This window comes from Nocardia sp. NPDC004168 (genome assembly GCF_040610355.1).
Classification (GTDB): domain Bacteria; phylum Actinomycetota; class Actinomycetes; order Mycobacteriales; family Mycobacteriaceae; genus Nocardia; species Nocardia sichangensis.
On sequence record NZ_JBEXME010000007.1, the window covers coordinates 22,526 to 39,120 of the forward strand.

Annotated in this window: 17 protein-coding genes and 2 pseudogenes; 12 read left to right on the forward strand and 7 right to left on the reverse strand. The window is 66.4% G+C overall.

Going from position 1 to position 16,595, the window contains the following annotated elements; genetic code table 11:
- Window positions 1-233 precede the first annotated feature (233 nt).
- Both ABZW96_RS15665 and ABZW96_RS15670 read right to left on the reverse strand, forming a co-directional pair.
- Entirely contained in the window at window positions 234-476 is a 243-nt protein-coding gene (locus tag ABZW96_RS15665; RefSeq protein ID WP_355075083.1) for a hypothetical protein, read from the reverse strand.
- The gene (locus ABZW96_RS15670) at window positions 473-2,089 is read right to left on the reverse strand and encodes a cytochrome bc complex cytochrome b subunit (RefSeq protein ID WP_355075541.1); all 1,617 of its coding nucleotides are present in this window, start codon (window positions 2,087-2,089) and stop codon (window positions 473-475) included. The genes ABZW96_RS15665 and ABZW96_RS15670 overlap by 4 nt, the downstream gene beginning before the upstream one ends.
- Window positions 2,090-2,395: 306 nt before the next feature.
- On the opposite strand from ABZW96_RS15670, the gene ABZW96_RS15675 reads away from it, so the two are divergent.
- Window positions 2,396-3,487, forward strand: a complete 1,092-nt coding sequence (locus tag ABZW96_RS15675) for an AMP-binding protein (protein ID WP_355075085.1) — start codon at window positions 2,396-2,398, stop codon at window positions 3,485-3,487.
- Window positions 3,487-4,890 carry an aldehyde dehydrogenase family protein gene (locus ABZW96_RS15680; protein ID WP_355075087.1) on the forward strand — a complete coding sequence of 468 codons (1,404 nt, stop codon included), beginning with the start codon at window positions 3,487-3,489 and terminating at the stop codon, window positions 4,888-4,890. Before ABZW96_RS15675 ends, ABZW96_RS15680 begins: the two co-directional genes overlap by 1 nt.
- On the opposite strand, the gene ABZW96_RS15685 is transcribed toward ABZW96_RS15680, so the two are convergent.
- Window positions 4,887-5,570, reverse strand: a complete 684-nt coding sequence (locus ABZW96_RS15685) for a PAS and ANTAR domain-containing protein (protein WP_355075089.1) — start codon at window positions 5,568-5,570, stop codon at window positions 4,887-4,889. The genes ABZW96_RS15680 and ABZW96_RS15685 overlap by 4 nt on opposite strands.
- A 345-nt stretch (window positions 5,571-5,915) precedes the next feature.
- Here ABZW96_RS15685 and ABZW96_RS15690 point away from each other — a divergent pair, with 345 nt between their 5' ends.
- Window positions 5,916-6,611 carry a type 1 glutamine amidotransferase domain-containing protein gene (locus tag ABZW96_RS15690; protein ID WP_355075091.1) on the forward strand — a complete coding sequence of 232 codons (696 nt, stop codon included), beginning with the start codon at window positions 5,916-5,918 and terminating at the stop codon, window positions 6,609-6,611.
- Between the two features lie 97 nt (window positions 6,612-6,708).
- Here the strand turns inward: ABZW96_RS15690 and ABZW96_RS15695 are convergent, their stop codons facing one another.
- Window positions 6,709-7,773 (reverse strand): glycerophosphodiester phosphodiesterase family protein, encoded by a 1,065-nt coding sequence (locus ABZW96_RS15695; RefSeq protein ID WP_355075092.1) that lies wholly within the window; start codon window positions 7,771-7,773, stop codon window positions 6,709-6,711.
- 264 nt (window positions 7,774-8,037) lie between these two features.
- Here ABZW96_RS15695 and ABZW96_RS15700 point away from each other — a divergent pair, with 264 nt between their 5' ends.
- The 7 genes and pseudogenes from ABZW96_RS15700 to ABZW96_RS15730 all read left to right on the forward strand — a co-directional run.
- The gene (locus ABZW96_RS15700) at window positions 8,038-8,676 is read left to right on the forward strand and encodes an SgcJ/EcaC family oxidoreductase (RefSeq protein ID WP_355075094.1); all 639 of its coding nucleotides are present in this window, start codon (window positions 8,038-8,040) and stop codon (window positions 8,674-8,676) included.
- Window positions 8,673-9,392 (forward strand): SDR family NAD(P)-dependent oxidoreductase, encoded by a 720-nt coding sequence (locus ABZW96_RS15705; RefSeq protein WP_355075096.1) that lies wholly within the window; start codon window positions 8,673-8,675, stop codon window positions 9,390-9,392. The genes ABZW96_RS15700 and ABZW96_RS15705 overlap by 4 nt, the downstream gene beginning before the upstream one ends.
- An 11-nt stretch (window positions 9,393-9,403) precedes the next feature.
- Window positions 9,404-9,847: an SgcJ/EcaC family oxidoreductase gene (locus tag ABZW96_RS15710; protein ID WP_355075098.1), complete on the forward strand. Its 444-nt coding sequence runs from the start codon at window positions 9,404-9,406 to the stop codon at window positions 9,845-9,847.
- A complete protein-coding gene (locus ABZW96_RS15715) occupies window positions 9,847-10,470 on the forward strand; it encodes an NAD(P)H-binding protein (protein WP_355075100.1) in 624 nt (207 codons plus the stop codon). The genes ABZW96_RS15710 and ABZW96_RS15715 overlap by 1 nt, the downstream gene beginning before the upstream one ends.
- Window positions 10,471-10,569: 99 nt before the next feature.
- Window positions 10,570-11,157, forward strand: a complete 588-nt coding sequence (locus ABZW96_RS15720; protein ID WP_355075102.1) for a hypothetical protein — start codon at window positions 10,570-10,572, stop codon at window positions 11,155-11,157.
- 387 nt (window positions 11,158-11,544) lie between these two features.
- On the forward strand, window positions 11,545-12,516 hold the full coding sequence (locus tag ABZW96_RS15725; RefSeq protein ID WP_355075104.1) for an ATP-dependent DNA ligase: 972 nt from the start codon (window positions 11,545-11,547) through the stop codon (window positions 12,514-12,516).
- Between the two features lie 497 nt (window positions 12,517-13,013).
- A pseudogene (locus ABZW96_RS15730) lies at window positions 13,014-13,170 on the forward strand (transcriptional regulator); the annotation flags it as partial.
- A 349-nt stretch (window positions 13,171-13,519) separates the two neighbouring features.
- On the opposite strand, the gene ABZW96_RS15735 reads toward ABZW96_RS15730, so the two are convergent.
- Both ABZW96_RS15735 and ABZW96_RS15740 read right to left on the reverse strand, forming a co-directional pair.
- Window positions 13,520-13,873 (reverse strand): hypothetical protein, encoded by a 354-nt coding sequence (locus tag ABZW96_RS15735; protein ID WP_280475415.1) that lies wholly within the window; start codon window positions 13,871-13,873, stop codon window positions 13,520-13,522.
- Window positions 13,866-14,348, reverse strand: coding sequence for a hypothetical protein (locus ABZW96_RS15740; protein ID WP_355075107.1), 483 nt, complete (start codon window positions 14,346-14,348; stop codon window positions 13,866-13,868). The genes ABZW96_RS15735 and ABZW96_RS15740 overlap by 8 nt, the downstream gene beginning before the upstream one ends.
- 291 nt (window positions 14,349-14,639) lie before the next feature.
- On the opposite strand from ABZW96_RS15740, the pseudogene ABZW96_RS15745 reads away from it, so the two are divergent.
- A pseudogene (locus ABZW96_RS15745) lies at window positions 14,640-14,858 on the forward strand (helix-turn-helix transcriptional regulator); the annotation flags it as partial.
- A 24-nt stretch (window positions 14,859-14,882) separates the two neighbouring features.
- On the opposite strand, the gene ABZW96_RS15750 reads toward ABZW96_RS15745, so the two are convergent.
- Window positions 14,883-15,863 carry a zinc-dependent alcohol dehydrogenase family protein gene (locus tag ABZW96_RS15750; protein ID WP_355075109.1) on the reverse strand — a complete coding sequence of 327 codons (981 nt, stop codon included), beginning with the start codon at window positions 15,861-15,863 and terminating at the stop codon, window positions 14,883-14,885.
- Window positions 15,864-15,962: 99 nt separating this feature from the next.
- Here ABZW96_RS15750 and ABZW96_RS15755 point away from each other — a divergent pair, with 99 nt between their 5' ends.
- Entirely contained in the window at window positions 15,963-16,532 is a 570-nt protein-coding gene (locus ABZW96_RS15755; RefSeq protein ID WP_355075111.1) for a TetR/AcrR family transcriptional regulator, read from the forward strand.
- Window positions 16,533-16,595 lie beyond the last annotated feature (63 nt).

The following is a 16,595-nucleotide window of genomic DNA, read 5'->3' on the forward strand; positions in this document are numbered from 1 at the left end:
CCGCAAGTCTGACTCCGTAGCCATGAAGGACTCCATCCGTCGCGCCGATAGAGACTGATCTGTCTCGTTAAAAATAGAGACAGATCAGTCTTGTTGGCAATAGGTACGTCCGAATCCGCCGACAGGAGTCCTGTTCGCGGCGCTCCCAGCGCCACCGCTCCACGAACTGACCGCACGAGCGATGTCCACAGAATCGGCTTCGAATACACTGGCGACCACTTCGAGTGGCATCTTCAAGATTCAGGCTGGCTCGTATGGGCGCAGATCACCTCGTAGGCCCGCGCGGCGTCCTCGGGGAAGACGAGAACGAGCAGGCGGTGGAGTCGGCCGCGTCGGTCGGTCCGTCCCACAGTGGAACGGATCCCGTTGGCGCGCAAGGTGTCTCTGACGACGTTACCCGCGTGCTCGCTGGCGACGGTGGCCGCGGGGACCAGCAGGCCGTAGTCTTCGGCGTGCCCGGCGCGCCTCCGTCTCATCGGTCGTGCCTTTCGTTGTCGCGGCGCTGCTGGTATTCCCGGAGAACGGCAAGTTGCCTGCGTTCTTCGGTGTGCTCGGTCATCACCAGGCGCTCCGCTTCGGGCGCCGGATCCGGGCGCAGGAACGAGCCCGGTCCGGGCTTGCCCGCCAACCCCAGTTTGTTCATCTTTTTCGGTACCGGGGCGCCTTGATATTCGAGCGGAACCGGGTGGCCGTGGTCGTCGACTGGGCCCAACGGCTGGTGCATCTCGATGTATTCGCCGTGCGGTAAGCGTTTGATCACGCCGGTCTCGATGCCATGGGCGAGTACCGCGCGATCGCTGCGTTGCAGACCCAGGCACATTCGGTAGGTAAGGAAGTAGGCCGTAGGCGGGCACAGCAGCACCGCGATGCGGAAGAACCAGGTCGTCGCGTTGAGCGAGATGTCGAAGTTCAGTGCGATGATGTCGTTGACACACGCCAGCGTCAGCACCACGTAGAACGTGAGGGCCATGGCGCCGATTGCTGTGCGCACCGGCACGTCTCGCGGCCGCTGCAGCAGATTGTGATGCGCGGTGTCCCTCGAAAGACGCTTCTCGATCCACGGGTACACCATCAGCGCCAAGAGCACCAATCCCATCGCCAGCGCGACCCAGAAGGCTGCCGGCACGGTGTAGTTGCCGATGTACAGTTCCCAAGGCGGCATGAGGCGTGCCATGCCGTCGGTCCACATCAGGTAGAAGTCGGGCTGCGAACCCGCCGATACCTGCGACGGGTTGTAAGGACCCAGGTTCCAGACCGGATTGATCTGGAAAAGGCCACCCATGAACGACACTGTCGCGAGGGTGAACATGAAGAAGGCGCCCTGATCGAGGGAGAACACCGGCACGATACGTGTGCCGACGACGTTGTTCTCGTTCCGGGCTGGTCCGGGAAACTGAGTGTGCTTCTGGTACCAGACGATTCCGATGTGTGCGACGACCAGCGCCGACATGATCGCCGGGAACAGCAGCACGTGCGTGATGTACAGACGGGGGATGATGATGTCGCCGGGGAAATCGCCCGCGAAGATCAGCCAGTGCAACCAGGTGCCCACCACGGGGATGGAAATCGTGAAACCCGAGAAGGCCGCGCGCATGCCGGTACCCGACAGCAGATCGTCAGGCAGCGAATAGCCGAAGAAGCCTTCGAACAGGGCGAGGATCAGTAGTAGTGAGCCGATCACCCAGGTGATCTCGCGTGGGCGGCGGAACGCGCCGGTGAAGAATATCCGGCACATATGCACGATCATCGACGCCACGAAAAGCAACGCGGTCCAATGGTGTACCTGCCGCACGAACAGCCCGCCGCGGACCTCGAAACTGAGATTCAGCGTCGACTCGTAGGCCCGGGACATGGTCAATCCCCGCATGGGCTGGTACGCGCCGTCGTATACCACCTCGCTCATAGAGGGATCGAAGAACAACGTCAGGTACACCCCTGACAGCAGCAGGATGATGAAGCTGTACAGGGCGATCTCGCCGAGCAGGAACGACCAGTGGGTCGGGAATACCTTGTTGATCGAGCGCTTGACGAAGGCGGAAGCGCGGTAACGTTCATCCAGGGCATCTGCTCCCCGTGACATGGTGCTCATAACTGGCGGGACCTCCCGGTCATCGACGGCTGCCCATAAGACATTTCGGGCCGCCGATTTCTGACACGATGTGATGGACATCACCAATGGATCCCCGTAGGCCGGGGGCGAGCGGCCGACGCCGCGGCGGGTACCACCGGTACGTGCTCGGCGAACGTGTACACGGCGTCGATCGCGGTTCTCGATATGAGTGTCCTATCGGCGGATCGAACTGGGCGACAGCGCGTTTGCCCTCGACCGGGCCGGGAGAGGATTGCGGCGTTCGAGCTGAAACCCCGATTCGGGGCACATCACTGGAGGCCGCGCATGCGCCCCGTAATCCTTGACCTCGCCGCGCACGACTACGCGATGATCGACGCGGAGGAATACCTGCGCGCCGTGCTGGCCTGGCATTTCAGCGAGGAGACGGGCAGCCCGTACTGGCTGCGCCGCGCGCGGACATTGGATTTCGATCCCGTCGCCGATATCCGGACCTTCGCCGACCTGCGCCGTTTCCCCAACGTCATCGACGAATTCCGCACGGTCGCGGTGGAGGACTTGATCCCCCGCGGGCTGACGGGCGCCGACCGCGTCATCGCGGGGATCTATGAGAGCGGCGGCACCACCGGTGCGCCGAAACGTTTCGTCATGTTCGACCGCTGGATGCAGTTCGCGCTCGGCTGGGACGAGCACCACTACGCCGGGCTCGGCACGGTGAACACCTTGGCCGTGGCGCCGAGTGGCCCGCACATGTTCGGCGAGTTCGCCGAACGCCGGGCGCGCAGGCACAACGGCGTGCGGTTCACCATCGACCTCGACCCGCGATGGATCAAGCAGATGATCGCGCGGGGCGACACCGAGAACACCGAGCGGTACGCCGAACACGTCGTCGACCAGGTCGCGCAGATCCTCACCACGCAGTCGGTGGGGATCCTGATCACCACTCCGCCGCTGCTGGAGCGCATCGCGCGTCGCGACGACCTGGTGGAGCAGATCCGCCGGAAGATCGAGTTCATCTGCTGGAGCGGCGCGCACATGGACGCCGACACCCGCGACATCTTCCGGCAGGAGATCTTTCCCGGCATCCCGCTCAAAGGGCTCTACGGCAGCACCACCATCCTCGGCATGTCCCGGGAGCGGGACGAGGAGCGCCCCGACGGACTGCCGGTTTTCGACCCGCCGAGCCCCTACCTGGCGTTCGAGGTGGTGGATCCGGAGACCGGCGACGACGTCGGCTACGGCGAGCGCGGTCAGGTCGTGATGCATCACCTCACGAAATACGCTCTGCTGCCCAACAATCCGGAACGGGACCTGGCCATGAAGGTCGAGCCGCCGAAGCAGGGTTCCGGCTGCTCGGTCGCCGATGTCGCGCCGATGACCTCCTTCGGCGGCGCCGAGGTCATCGAGGGGGTGTACTGATGGGCGAGTTCGTGCACATCGACGCCCTCGGTCCGCAGGGCAGCTATCGCGCCCGCGACCGCAAGCCCCTGACGACCTTGTCCGGCATCGAGATCGGGGAGATCTCCCAGGTGCCGCCGCTGTATGTGCGCCGGGCGCTGACGGCCATGCGCAAGGCGCCGGTGCTGCCCGCCGCCGAGCGATTCGCGGTGCTGGAACGGGCGGCCGACCTGTTCACCGACGCCGAGATCGGCGGGCTCGGACCCGACGAATACGCGCGACTGGTCAGCGTCGCGTCGGGAGTCCCGCTGGCCGTCGTGCGGCAGTCGGTGCAATGGGTCGCCGATGTACTGCGCGAGCAGCGCGACACCCTCGAACTCGCGATGCCGAAGGGCGCGGTGGCGGATTGGCAGGACCGGCGCACCCTCGCCGGATGCGCCGTCTGGACGCGCAGGGGCGATCTATTCGCGGTGCACGCGGCGGGAAACACCCCGGCGGTGCACGGTTTGTGGCCGGAGGCGCTCGCGTTGGGCTACAAGGTGGCGGTGCGGCCGTCGACCAGGGAGCCGTTTACCGCTTTTCGCCTGGTCAGCGCTCTGCGCATGGCGGGGTTGCCGCCGGAGCTGGTCACGCTGCTGCCGACCGACTACGAAGCGGCCGACGTGCTGGTGGCGGAGTCCGATTTCGCCATCGTCTACGGCGGGCAGGACGTGGTCGACAAGTACGGTGGCAGCGCGCGGGTGCTCACCCAGGGGCCGGGGCGCTCGAAGATCCTGGTGACCTCGGACGTGGACTGGCGAGCTGAGGTCGAGCTGATCGCCGAGTCGGTGAGCCACCTCGGCGGTACCGCCTGCACCTGCACTACCGCGGTGCTGGTCGAGGGCGATCCGGAGCCGCTGGCGCGTGCGCTCGCCGCGGAGTTGGGGGCCATTCCCAGCCTGCCGCCCGAGCACCCGGATGCCATCCTCACCGTGCAGCCCACCGAGTCCGCGGCGGCGATGGACCGCTACCTGCGTCGGGTCGCGGGCGACGCGCGCCCGCTGCTCGGTGGTGACACCATCGTGGACGAACTGTCGCCCGGCGCGGTGGTGCTGCGCCCCGCGGTGCACCTCGTCGGCAGCAGCACCGCGCCGCAGCTCGGTGTGGAACTCGCCTTCCCCTGCGTGTGGGTGGGGCCGTGGTCACCCGCCGACGGCGTCGCCCCGCTGCGCGATTCGCTGGTTCTCACGGCGATGACCGAGCGGCGCGAACTCATCGACGCGCTGCTGGACGAGCCGACGATCACCAACCTCTATCTGGGTGACCATCCGACCACGTGGTTGCGTCCGGGGGTCCCGCACGACAGCTATCTCGGCGAGTTCCTCATGCGGACCAAGGGAATGATCCGTTCGGCGGCGACCCGACCGCGCACACCGGTCGGCTAGCCCGCGCCAGGTTCCGTTGGCGTGACCCGGTGGTGCAGGGTCAGCAGGAGATGATCGAAGCGGGTGCGCTGCTGAACCAGCGCACCACCCATCGCGACGACGTCGGCGACGAGCTGCTCGGCCAGCGCGCGGATCTTGATGTTGGTCTCCTGCGAGCGCCACCGCAGCACCCGGAACGCCTGATCGGCGTTGACGCCGTAGACGAACATCACGACGCCCTTGGCCTGTTCGATCACCGCGCGCGCGTCGATCACGTCCGGCAGCAGGTCGTCGAGGGCTTCCTGCCGGTTGTCTTCGAGCGTCTCGGTGACATCGATGAGGTAACCGGAGGAACCCACCACGGCGCCCTGCTCGTCGAACAGCTGGTCGCCGATGACGATCACGTCGTGCGTCTCGTTCTCGGTGTCGATGATCCGGTGACGGGTGCAGAACGGCGACGCGGTCTCGATGGCCTCGGCGAGCGTCTGGGCGACGCGCTCGCGGTCGTCGGGGTGCAGGTGGCGTTGCAGAAGTTCGGTGGACGGCTCGGCTTCTCCCGGTGCGTACCCGTAAATCGTGGCGGCGTCGTCCGACCATTCCCACCGCTGGTCGGCGAACCAGAAACTAAAGCTGCCGATATCGGGGCAACCACCGAGCATCTTGCGTGCAGTCTCCTGCTCGCACTGACCTATCTCCGTCACCGGTCCAGTATGGCGCGTAAACAAGTCCAGGTCAGGCGGGAGGGGCGGCGCTGCGTGACCGACCGGTGACCGGCTCGCGGTTGTGCATGGCCAGGCTGAGGGAAAAAGTGAAACGGGAACGGCCGCGAATCGAAGTCGTCTGCGAAGATCCATCCAAAAATCGATGTCTGAAATCGGTCATCTTATTGGTATTCCATGGTTGCCGAAGGCTAGCGTCGACAGTGTCGTCGCTGGGGATCCAGACGCGTGGGATCGATACTTCCAGGTGCCACGTGGACCAGCGCGACGGGACTCGATGACGCGAACCCTGACCGAGCGGGTTCCGGACGACGGAGACAACACACCATGTCGAAGATCCTTTTCGTGATGACCGGAGTCGACCACTGGACGCTGGCCGACGGGACGAAGCACCCGACCGGCTTCTGGGCCGAGGAATTCGTGGTGCCCTTCGAAAAGCTGAAAGGGGCGGGACACGAGATCGTGGTGGCCACGCCCGGCGGCGTCGTACCGAGCGTGGACAAAGGCAGCCTCGCGCCCGAGGCCAACGGCGGTCAGGAGACCGCAGATCATCGAGCGCGGGTGATCGGCACGAGCGCCGAGTTGAACAACCCTGTCGACCTGGCGAAGGTGGACCTCGCCGACTACGCGGCGGTGTTCTACCCCGGCGGGCACGGGCCGATGGAAGATCTCGCGGTCGACGCCGACTCCGGTCGGCTGCTCGCCACCATCCTGACCTCCGGCAAGCCGCTGGCGGTCGTGTGCCATGCGCCCGCGGCTCTGCTCGCCGCCAAGGGTGAAGATGGCGCGAACCTGTTCGCGGGCTATGCCTTGACCGGGTTCACCAATGCCGAAGAGACCCAAGCGGGCTTCGCGGACAAGGCCCGATGGTTGTTGCAAGACCGGCTCGTCGAGATCGGCGCCGACTTCCGCGAGGCCGATCCGTGGGCGCCGAATGTGGTGGTGGACCGCACGCTGATCACCGGCCAGAATCCGGCTTCCTCCGCAGGGGTGGCGGACGAACTGCTGAAAACTCTCGGTTGATCACGGGACCCGTCTACCCGATCGCTGAAGGGTGAGCGGCGGCCGCGTCGCCGTCCCGATCGGGGCAGTCTGCATGCCAGGTCGGCCGCGGGATCGCTCAGGATCGGTGGTATGCCGGTGGTAGGCGGTACCCGCGGCCGGACAGCAGTGTGCGGAGTACGTCCGGGCGATTCGTGATGAGACCGTCCACCCCGAGGCCGAGCAGAGCGGTCATGGTGGGCTGGTCATCGACCGTCCATGGCACCACCCGCATGCCGCGGCGATGTGCGGCGCGGACGAGTTCGGGCGTGGTGAACGGCCGGTAGTCGGGGTCGGTGACGGTGCCGTCCTGCGGAGTGCCGTGCACCGGCGAGATCGCGGCCGCGCCGATGGCCGCCGCGGCCGCGACGTACTTCTCCTGCAACGATCCCGGAAAATCGTCGATATCCATGCCGCCCAGCCACGGTGAGCCACCGGGCTCTCCGGGTTGCAACTTCGGCCGGCCGTCGGTCAACGCGACGGTCGGCAGCTCGGGGGCCACCTCCCGCAGGCGCGTCAAGGCGCCGAAGTCGAAACTCTGGACAGTGACCTGCCGCCCGATGCCCGCCCGGCGGATCTCCGCCACGACGACGTCCACGAACTGCTCGCGCGGCGCGGTCTGTTCCGGGGCGGCGGCCTCGACCTTGGTCTCGATGTTCAGCATCACCTGATCGGCGCCATACGCGCGCACCAGATCGAATACCTCGGCCAGCAACGGCATTCGCGCTCCCGGCGCCCTGCGCTGCTCCGGGTGATCCGCGGACGGCACCGAACCGCAATCGATCGTCCGCACCTGAGCCAGCGTCAGGTCCCGGATGTAGGTAGTCCCCGGCACATACGGGAACTTCGGGTCGCCCGCGACGGCCGGCGCCGTGTCCACGCACTTCGCCGGACTCGGATCGCGATCGTGGGTGACCACCGCGTATCCGTCCGCGGTGATCTGCACGTCCAGCTCCAGCGTGCTCACCCCGAGTTCCAACGCGTTCGCGAACGCGGGCAGCGTATTCTCCGCCACCAGCCCCGCCCCACCTCGATGGGCTTGCAGATCGAACGCGGCCGGACCATCGGCCGCCACCGGTCCCGCCGTCAGCGCACCGCCCGCCACCAGCCCCGCTACCACACCGGCTGCGCACATCCGCCGCATCACTTCATCGTGCCGCTCTGCGACCGCTCCGGGGTGAAGAAGCGATGAACGGACAGGCAACCGTCGAGGCGAACCCGGCCTCGACGAGACCGGGCCTGCGCACGTTGCCACCCCAGAGTGGATGGGGCAGCGCGGTCGGGATCGGCATCATGCGGACGTATTGACAAGGCGGAGGCATCTTCTCTAATCTCTTCTTCAACGAAGAAACTGCTCTAAAGATGAAACATCTTGTAAGCAGTAAATGCTGTGGGAAGGGATTTCACCATGACGTCGGCTATCGCAGGGACCGAACCGACTGCCTCGCGCAGTCCGCGACGACGCACCGTGGTCCGAGCCGTGGGGGTCGCCGTGCTGACGCTCGGCGTCGTCGGCGGAGGCGGGTACCTGTGGCTGGACCGGACCTCGGATGTCCGCAGTGCCGGCGTCATGGAGTGCACGCGGGTCGTCGCCGATGGTGGCGGCGCCGACGACCTGCGGGCTGTGTGCGGGACCATCGCCGCCATGACGGCGGCCTGGGGCCGCAACGACGCCGACGCGTTCGGCGCGACCTTCACCGAAAATGCCACCTACACCACCTTTCTGGGCACCCACTACGTGGGCCGCCGCGATCTGACCGAGGCGCACCGTGCCCTGTTCTCGGGATTCCTGAAGGGCACCGAACTCGCCGACTCCTTTCTCGGAGTGCGCTTCTACGGTGCCGACGTGGCGATCGTCACCAGCCGAGGTGACCGCTACGAAGGCGATCGCCCGGCGGAGTTGTCCAAGACGCAGACTTACACGTTGGTGCGCGAAGCCGACAGCCAGTGGCGGATCGCCAGTTTCCACAACACCAAGCGGCAGCCGGTCATGGAGCGCATCTCGTTCCTGTTCGACCCGGCGACGAAGGCGGAGGCCGAACGGTGAGAGCGTTGGTGACCGGCGCCAGCGCCGGGATCGGACGCGCATTCGCGAAATCGCTGGCAGCACAGGGCTATTCGGTGACCGTCGTGGCGCGCGGGATCGAAGCGCTGGAGATGTTGCTCGCCGAACTCGGTGACGGACACGACTATCTCGCCGCCGACCTCGGCACCGAAGAGGGACTGCGGGCGGTCGCGGAACGGCTTCGCGGCGGTGGTTACACGCTGCTGGTCAACAATGCCGGGACCGCCGCGCACGGCGATTTCACCGAGGTTGCGCTCGAAGCGTCGATCGCCACGTTGGAGGTGAACTGCCGGGCGGTGGTCGTGCTGGCCCACGCCTTCCTCGGTGCGGCCGCTCCCGGCGGCGTCCTGGTGAACGTGTCCTCCACGCTCGGGCACATACCGAAGCCGGGCCTCGCCGTCTACAGCGCTACCAAGGCGTTCGTCACGGCCTTGTCCGAAACGCTGTGGCACGAACAGCGAGCACGCGGCGTACGGGTGCTGGCTCTGTGCCCCGGCGTCACCGCCACCGCCTCGCAAACCGCCACCGACGTACCGCCCTGGCTGGTCCAGACACCCGAGCAGGTGGTGGACCGTGCGCGAAAAGCTCTGTCCGGCGGGTCCGGTTCCGTCGTACTCACCAGCCCGTTCAACCGGGCACTCATCGCCGTATCGCGGCTGTTCCCCCGCCGGGCCGCCCTGGCCCTGCTGGCCGACTGAAGGAGATCGAAATGACCACCAGCACCGACACCGCCGCCATCCGCGCCCTCATCGAGCGCAGCAGGCAAGCGTGGGATCGCGGCGACGGCGCCGCCTACGGCGCCTGCTTCACCGACGACGCCACGGACATCACCTATGTCGGCACCGTCTACCACGGCGGTGCGGAGATCGGCCGGGCCCACCAAGCGCTGTTCGACAGCTTCCTGAAGGGCACGCGTCTGACCGTGGACATCGTCGAAATCCGTTGCTACGGAACGGATGCCGCCGTAGTCGTGACCCGCGGCGAATCCTCGAAGCGGCGGCCGGGCAAGCTCGGCAAACTCGCGACCTACACCGTCGTCCGCGACACCGCCGGACAGTGGCGCATCGCGGCCGTGCAGAAGACCCAGCGCAAGCCGCTGATGGAGGCCGTGTCCTTCTTGACCCAGCCCGCCACCCGGCCCGCGGCGCGCTGATGGCCGCCATCGCGGTCCTGGGCGCCACCGGCCGAACGGGGCGGATGGTGGTCGACCGGGCGCTGGCACGAGGACATCGCGTCACCGCGATCGTCCGCCCGGCCACTACCGCGGCGTCCGCGCTCGGGTCGACCGTGGTGACGGCCGACCCGTGTGCCGCGGGATCGTTGACCGGCTTGCTCGGCGGGTACGACGCGGTGATCTCCGCGCTCGGCGCGACCGGGCGCGGCCCCGCCACCGTCTACTCCGCCGCCACCGCCGAGATCATCGCCGCCATGCGTCCGGGCGGGCGGCTGCTGGTGATCTCCTCCGCGGCGCTGGACGTCCCGGCGGACGCGGGGCCGGGCGCCAGAGTCCTCGCCGCCGTCCTGCGGAGGGTCATGCGGCACACTTACTCGGATATGGCGCGCATGGAACACCTACTCGCGCAGAGTGATCTGCGCTGGACCTCCGTCCGCCCCACGGGATTGACCGATGCGCAGGCCGACGGCAGCCCGCGCGTCTCGGTGGGAGCGAAAGGTAAGGTCGGTCCCCGCACTTCGCGTGCCGACCTCGCCGACTATCTCCTCGACGCCATCGACGACCCGCACACCTACCGGTCCGTTGTCGCTGTCTCGTCCTGATCGCGACCAACGCGGCGAGCTGTTGGTCGAGGCTTTCCGGGCGCGACTGACCGAGCGTGAGGAGTGGGCGCCGTTCCTCGACATCGGCAGGGTAGCTATATGGACCAGGAGACATCACGGCGAGGCGCCGACCTGCTGGCGGCCGACATCGAGTCGGCTCTCGGTTTCGAGGTGCACATCGATGAAACGATCCCCGAGCGGCTTCGCCGCCTGGCGGATCCACCGGGATGGCGGATCGAATTCACCGTCCCGGCCTTGAGCGTCGTAATTGGCACCACCCCCGTCGAGCGCACTCCCGACGGTGTGGCGTGCAGACTGGCCCGGGAAGTCCACGACGACATCCTGTCCCGCAGTGGAAAGATCTGGCCCGCCGACCCCGCGGGTGGGGACCAACCGTTGCTCCCCACTCTCGACGGATGGCGTGGCGCAGGCGGCTTGGTACCGTACGGGCAGGTCGACGCGGCGAAGGATCCTGATCCGAGCCTCGACGGTGTGGTCCGATGGTGGCTGCCCGACACCTACGACGGACTCATCGCCAGCCACTCCGGCGACGTATGGTTCTCCCTCTGGCAATACCAGGGCGACGAACAACTCATCACACCGGGCATGCCGGTGACATGGGTCATCGGCGAAGGCGGACACGGAAAGTACCGCAAGGCAAGCGAAGTCCGACCAGCTCAGCCGTAGCCCAGACGGTTCGGTATTCGGCCCCGGAACCCCGAAGGCTGACCGTGCGGGTCTTGCCCTCCGTTGGCCGACATCGGCTCGCGCATGCCGGAAACGATGGGTGACACTGCCACCAGATGGGGGCGATCTGTCACGAAATGCCTGGTGACGGGGCCACCAAGGAACGTGTATCGTCGCCTATCAGCGGCACAGCGGCAGTTTGCGCAGGCCTGAACAGCAGTTTCGATGGTCCATGAGATCGGAGTTTCGAGTTCGCTCAGGCCATGGATGCGTGTCGCTCATTCGGTTCGGGCATAGGCAATTTACGTGAATGTGCGAGAACGAGTGGGAAACGAGTTCGCCACCCCCGCTGATCGACCGGCGCACGGTGGTAGGGAGAGTGGAGCGATGGCGGGAGGCGAGCTGCGTCACGGCGTCGAACTGTCCAATCTCGATCAGCCGTTGTTCGACGAGGCCGAGGCGAGCAAAAGGGATCTGGTGGACTATCTGGAGTTCGCCAGGGAACGGTTACTGGGAGTGCTGCGCGGACGGCCGCTGTCGGTGGTACGGGTGCGGCCGGGGCAGGAGCCGTTCATGCAGAAAAACCTCCCGAAGTACACGCCGGAGTGGGTGGCGCGGACGAAGGTCTGGGCGGAGAGTTCGCGGCGGGAGATCACCTACGCGCTTTGTGACGACCTGCGGACCCTGATCTGGTTCGGTAATCAGCGGGCGGTCGAATACCACCCGACCCTGTTCCTCGCGGAATCCGCACCGGAACCCACACATCTTGTGCTCGATCTCGATCCCGCACCGGGACAGACTTTCGCCGACGCCGTGGCAGGCGCCCGGCTGATCCGGGAAGCGCTGACTGCGGACGGGCTGTCCGGAGCAGTGAAGACGAGCGGTTCCAGAGGATTGCACGTGTTCGTGCCGGTGGTCCCGGGGACCGATGTCGAGGACGCGGCCGCGGCGACGCGGGCGGTGGCGGCGCGAGCCGAGCGGATCGATCCGTCGGTCGGCACGACAGCGTTCATCCGGGAAGACCGCCACGGCAAGGTCTTTCTCGACGCCACCCGTGCGGGTGGCGCCACCGTGGCCGCCGCCTACAGTCCGCGTATCCGTCCGGGTGTCACCGTGTCGTTCCCGCTGCGCTGGTCGGACCTCGACGAGGTGACGCCGTCCGATTTCACTGTGCGGACCGTGCCGGACCTGCTCGGCGACAACGATCCGTGGCAGGCGGAGATGCCTGCCCCGCAGCATCTTCCTCCGGATCTGATCGAGGAGGGACACACGATTCCAGTGGCCCGGGTTCAGGCCATGCACGAGGGCAAACGGCGCGCCCGGGCACGCCGCGCGGCGGACGCGCCCCCGACCAGCTGATCCCGTCCGTGTCGGCACCGAACACGCGCGAGTACGCCAGGAAGTCGCCGGTCAGCATGGACTTCACCGCTTCGAGATCGTGGTCGAGGGTTTCCGGCGTGTAGGACAACAGCGCGACCGTGCCGCGGGAGGCGGCATCGAGCGCCGCCGCGGCGTCGCCGTCGGTTCGGTTGTCCGCCGGTTATTGGAGGAACAACAGCATCCGGCCGAGGTGATCGAGGTACCGGGCGTGTCGAGTGGGCAGCGGTTCGAGATCGTGTCCGCCGCCCTGCCCGGCGGCAACGCCGAAGCGCCCGCGCCCCTGAGCCACGATCCGGACACGGTCGTGCAAGCAAACAAGACGAGTATCTGCGGGCCTTCCGCGACTACTTGTTCGGACATCGCCCGCAGCCGATCTACCCTCCCGGCCCCGGACGGCTTCCACTCGATGCGGGACAACACGATCCGAGGAACGAGCAAGAGCCCTCAGGGCCGAGAACATCCGACAACGCCGGATAGTGCGCAGATCATGGGAACTGCGCAGCGAGATCCGCGAGTTCCTGCGAACCGCCGCGCGCGGCTGACCCGCAGCAGGCCGGGCTGCCCGCCTACGGCGGCAACCGTCACGTGGCCGGGTTGCGCCGCGAAGAGGTCGCCCTGCTCGCCGGGGTGACATCTCTGCTACGCACTCCTTAATGCTCGCCTTGGGCAGTCACTCCCAACACTGGGACGAGCGGAGGTGAAGGGCGGGCACTGCTGCCCGCGCAACCCAGCGTGCGACCCCGATCGCCAACCCTCAACCAGGATGATCCGGCAACGCTGTGACCCGGTCGAACACGGAAGGTTATCGGTCGCCGGCTATTCCGTGCGTGCGTTCCGGTCCGTGTCCGGGGCCGCCACGGACAACGCTGGGTGCCCGACCAGGCGGCGTCATCACCGCCGCTTACGGGTGCCTCGCCTGCCCTATCCACAAGAGTTTTCCACTTCCGACAGACGCGTTAGTTGAGCACCAGGGGTAGTTGCGTTAGTTGAGCTGTTGCGGTACCGCCGTGAACCCCGTCTCGCCGACGGTGATGACGCAGTGCGCGTCATGCCGGTCGAGCTCGTGCAGCGCTTCCAACAAATGGGTGGACATCAGCGATTGCCACTGTTGCCATTTCTGGTCTTCGGGATAGAGCGAGGACTTGCTCACCTCGACGTAGTAGGCGCGCAGTTCATCGTCCGTGACCGCGAACTCGATAGGCACATCCAGTCGTTCACCGCCACGCCCGGTGATCTGCAAGCCCTGATCCGACGACGAGATCTCCACCTGCCACTCGCGGCCTGCCGCGATCACCGATTGCGTCAGTTCGGCTGTGGTGGGGTGCGAGCTAGGCACGACATTTACCTCCAGGGAACGCAGTGACGATGACGCCGTTATCGACGATGACTGTGGGTTCGACGGTTTTCGCGATCTGCCCGTTGACGTGGTTGACCAAGTATATCTGCCCTGAGTAACAGGTTCTGGCGCCCTGCGGGACAACGAGGTCGGGGGTATCCAACGATTTACTGATCGCCATGTCGGCGATGTCGCGCCAGTTGCGGTTTTCTATCGCTGCAAGCCCTTGCCACTCCTCGCCGTGCTTGGTTTGGATGTGCCGGAATCCATAGCCGGTGTTGCCGCAGGTCAACCGCGCTTTGCTGTACTTCGCGACAACTTTGTCTTCGGGAGTGCTGATACCGCACGCTCCCCACACTTGCTGTGCGAAGCTGTTGGCGCGGAACCGATCACGGCGGGAATCGTCGCTGCGATCAAGGCAACGATGATGAGTTTCGTGTGGTTCATGGTCTCCCCATTGGGTGTTGCGATGCATGCGCATCAGCAACTGTTGAGTTGCCTTCTGGGATAAGCCCTCTCATTCATCTACTTGGACGTGGCCGTTCCAGACGCCGTTCCATTATGTGATATACATCACATGCCATCGGCCGTGGCGTCGTCAGAAGAGGGTGTCGCGGCCCGCAACAGTCGTAGTCGGTGGGTCCACACTGGGCTGGTTCGGCGTCGATTTGCGCGATTTCACCGGCCCTCGTATTCAACTGCGCCCCAAGTGATGTGATCTCATCCAGATCGGTCTTCAGCGGCTCGACCATCGGGAGTTTCTCCATTGTTAGCACCGAATCCCCACTACAGCAGGCGCGAACGCATCACTCCGGAGGCGGCGGGGTTGCGGCCCGGCCTGGCCCATCGACGGGTGCCGGGGTTGCGGCGCGAGGAGTTGGCGCGCGCGGCGGGGGTCTCGGTCGACTACTACGTGCGCATGGAACGCGGTAGCCTCGCAGGCGCCTCCGAATCCGTCCACGACGCCCTGGCCACCGCGCTGCAAGCCCCGCTGAACGCAACGCGAGGGTCAGATGGTGACGACGATTTTGCCGACCTGATGTCCCTGTTCCAGGTGGTGGTGTGCGGCGACGATGTCGTCGAGGGTGAACACGCTGTCGATCGTGGGGTGCAGGGCGCCGGTGCGGATTCCCGCGGTCAGGAATGCCGCGATGCGGCGCACCGCCACAGGGTCGAGGGTGTGCTCGAAGCTCATGTACCGGATCATCGTGATCGGGCTGGCCGGGAACGGCGCGGGCCGGGGATCGAGCCAGCCCACCGTGACCAGGGTGCCGCTGAATGGCTTTGCCGCGTCGGCCAGTTGGGCCAGGCCGGGACCCATGACGGAGTCCAAGACGATGTCGGCGCCGGTCCCGGCGGTGTGCCGGTGCGTGGCCTCGACGACATCGTCGTGGTCGGTGACGATGACAGCGGCGGCGCCGGTGGCCAGCAAGATGTCCCGCTTCGCGGCGTGCCGGGTGACGGCTAGGGGAACGGCGCCGATCTGGTTGGCGATCTGGATGGCGGCGAGGCCGACAGAGCTGGAGGCGGCGGTGATCAGGACATGGTGACCGGGTCGCATCGCGGCCTTCTCGACGAGGGCGCCGTAGGCGGTGGAGTAGGCCACCCATAGCGCTGCGGCGCTCGTGGCGTCCAGTCCGGCGGGTCGAGCGATGACCCGATCGGCGGGCATGACGATGTGTTCGGCGTAGGTGCCGTTGATGTCCATGTCGGGCACGGCGGTGACGACGACCGCATCGCCGATCGCCCATCCCTCGACCTCGGCGCCGAGGGCATCGATCGTTCCGGTTGCTTCGACTCCGAGACGGGCGTGTGGCACTCGGATCGGCCGCGGGGACATGCCCGCACGCACCATCTGGTCCAGTCGGTTGATGCCGATGGCTTCGACCTTGATTCGCACCTCGTCGATGCCCGGGTCGCCGACCGGCTCGTCGATGATGCGCAGGACTTCGGGGGCGCCGGTCTCGTCGAAGACGACGACTCGTGACATGGAAGGCTCCTGACTCAAATTTCTTGTACAGTCGTTCTAGGAATAATTTCTAGTACAGTCGTTTTAGGAATGTCAATCCGCGAACGAGGGAGCGCAACGATGGCAGGGCGGCCGGTCGACCATCGACACCGGGAAGAGCTGCTCGAGGCGGTGGTCGACTACACGATCGAGCATGGGCTCTCCGAACTGTCGTGGCGGCCGGTCGCGGCAGGCCTCGGGGTCTCACCGACCACCCTGGTGCACCACTTCGGCACCAAAGAACAAATGCTTCAGGCCATCCTCGAGCGGTTGCGGCGGCGCATGTTCGCTGCCACCGGTGATGCGGCGGGCGCGCATCCCGACCTGGCGACGGCAGCCCGCGCGGTCTGGACCCGCAGCTCCGACCCGCGGCGGTGGGCGGAGTTCAAACTGTTCTTCGCCGTCTACGGGCGCGCTCTGCAAGCTCCGCGCCAATTCGCCGACTTCCTCGACCACGTCGTCACCGACTGGAAGATCGCACTGTGCGAAGCCCAGGCGTCCGACACCGACCCCGAGACCGCGGCTCGCACAGCCACATTGGTGATCGCCACGATCCGCGGCCTGCTGCTCGACCTGCTCGCCACCGGCGACCGCGACCGGGTCCAGGACGCCGCCGAGAGCTTTCTGGGAACCCTCGAGCGCCGGGCGTGACCATCGCGGTGACCTGCGGGCGACACCTCCGGAAATCTCGCTCGGCTAGACGGGGCGGCCGGT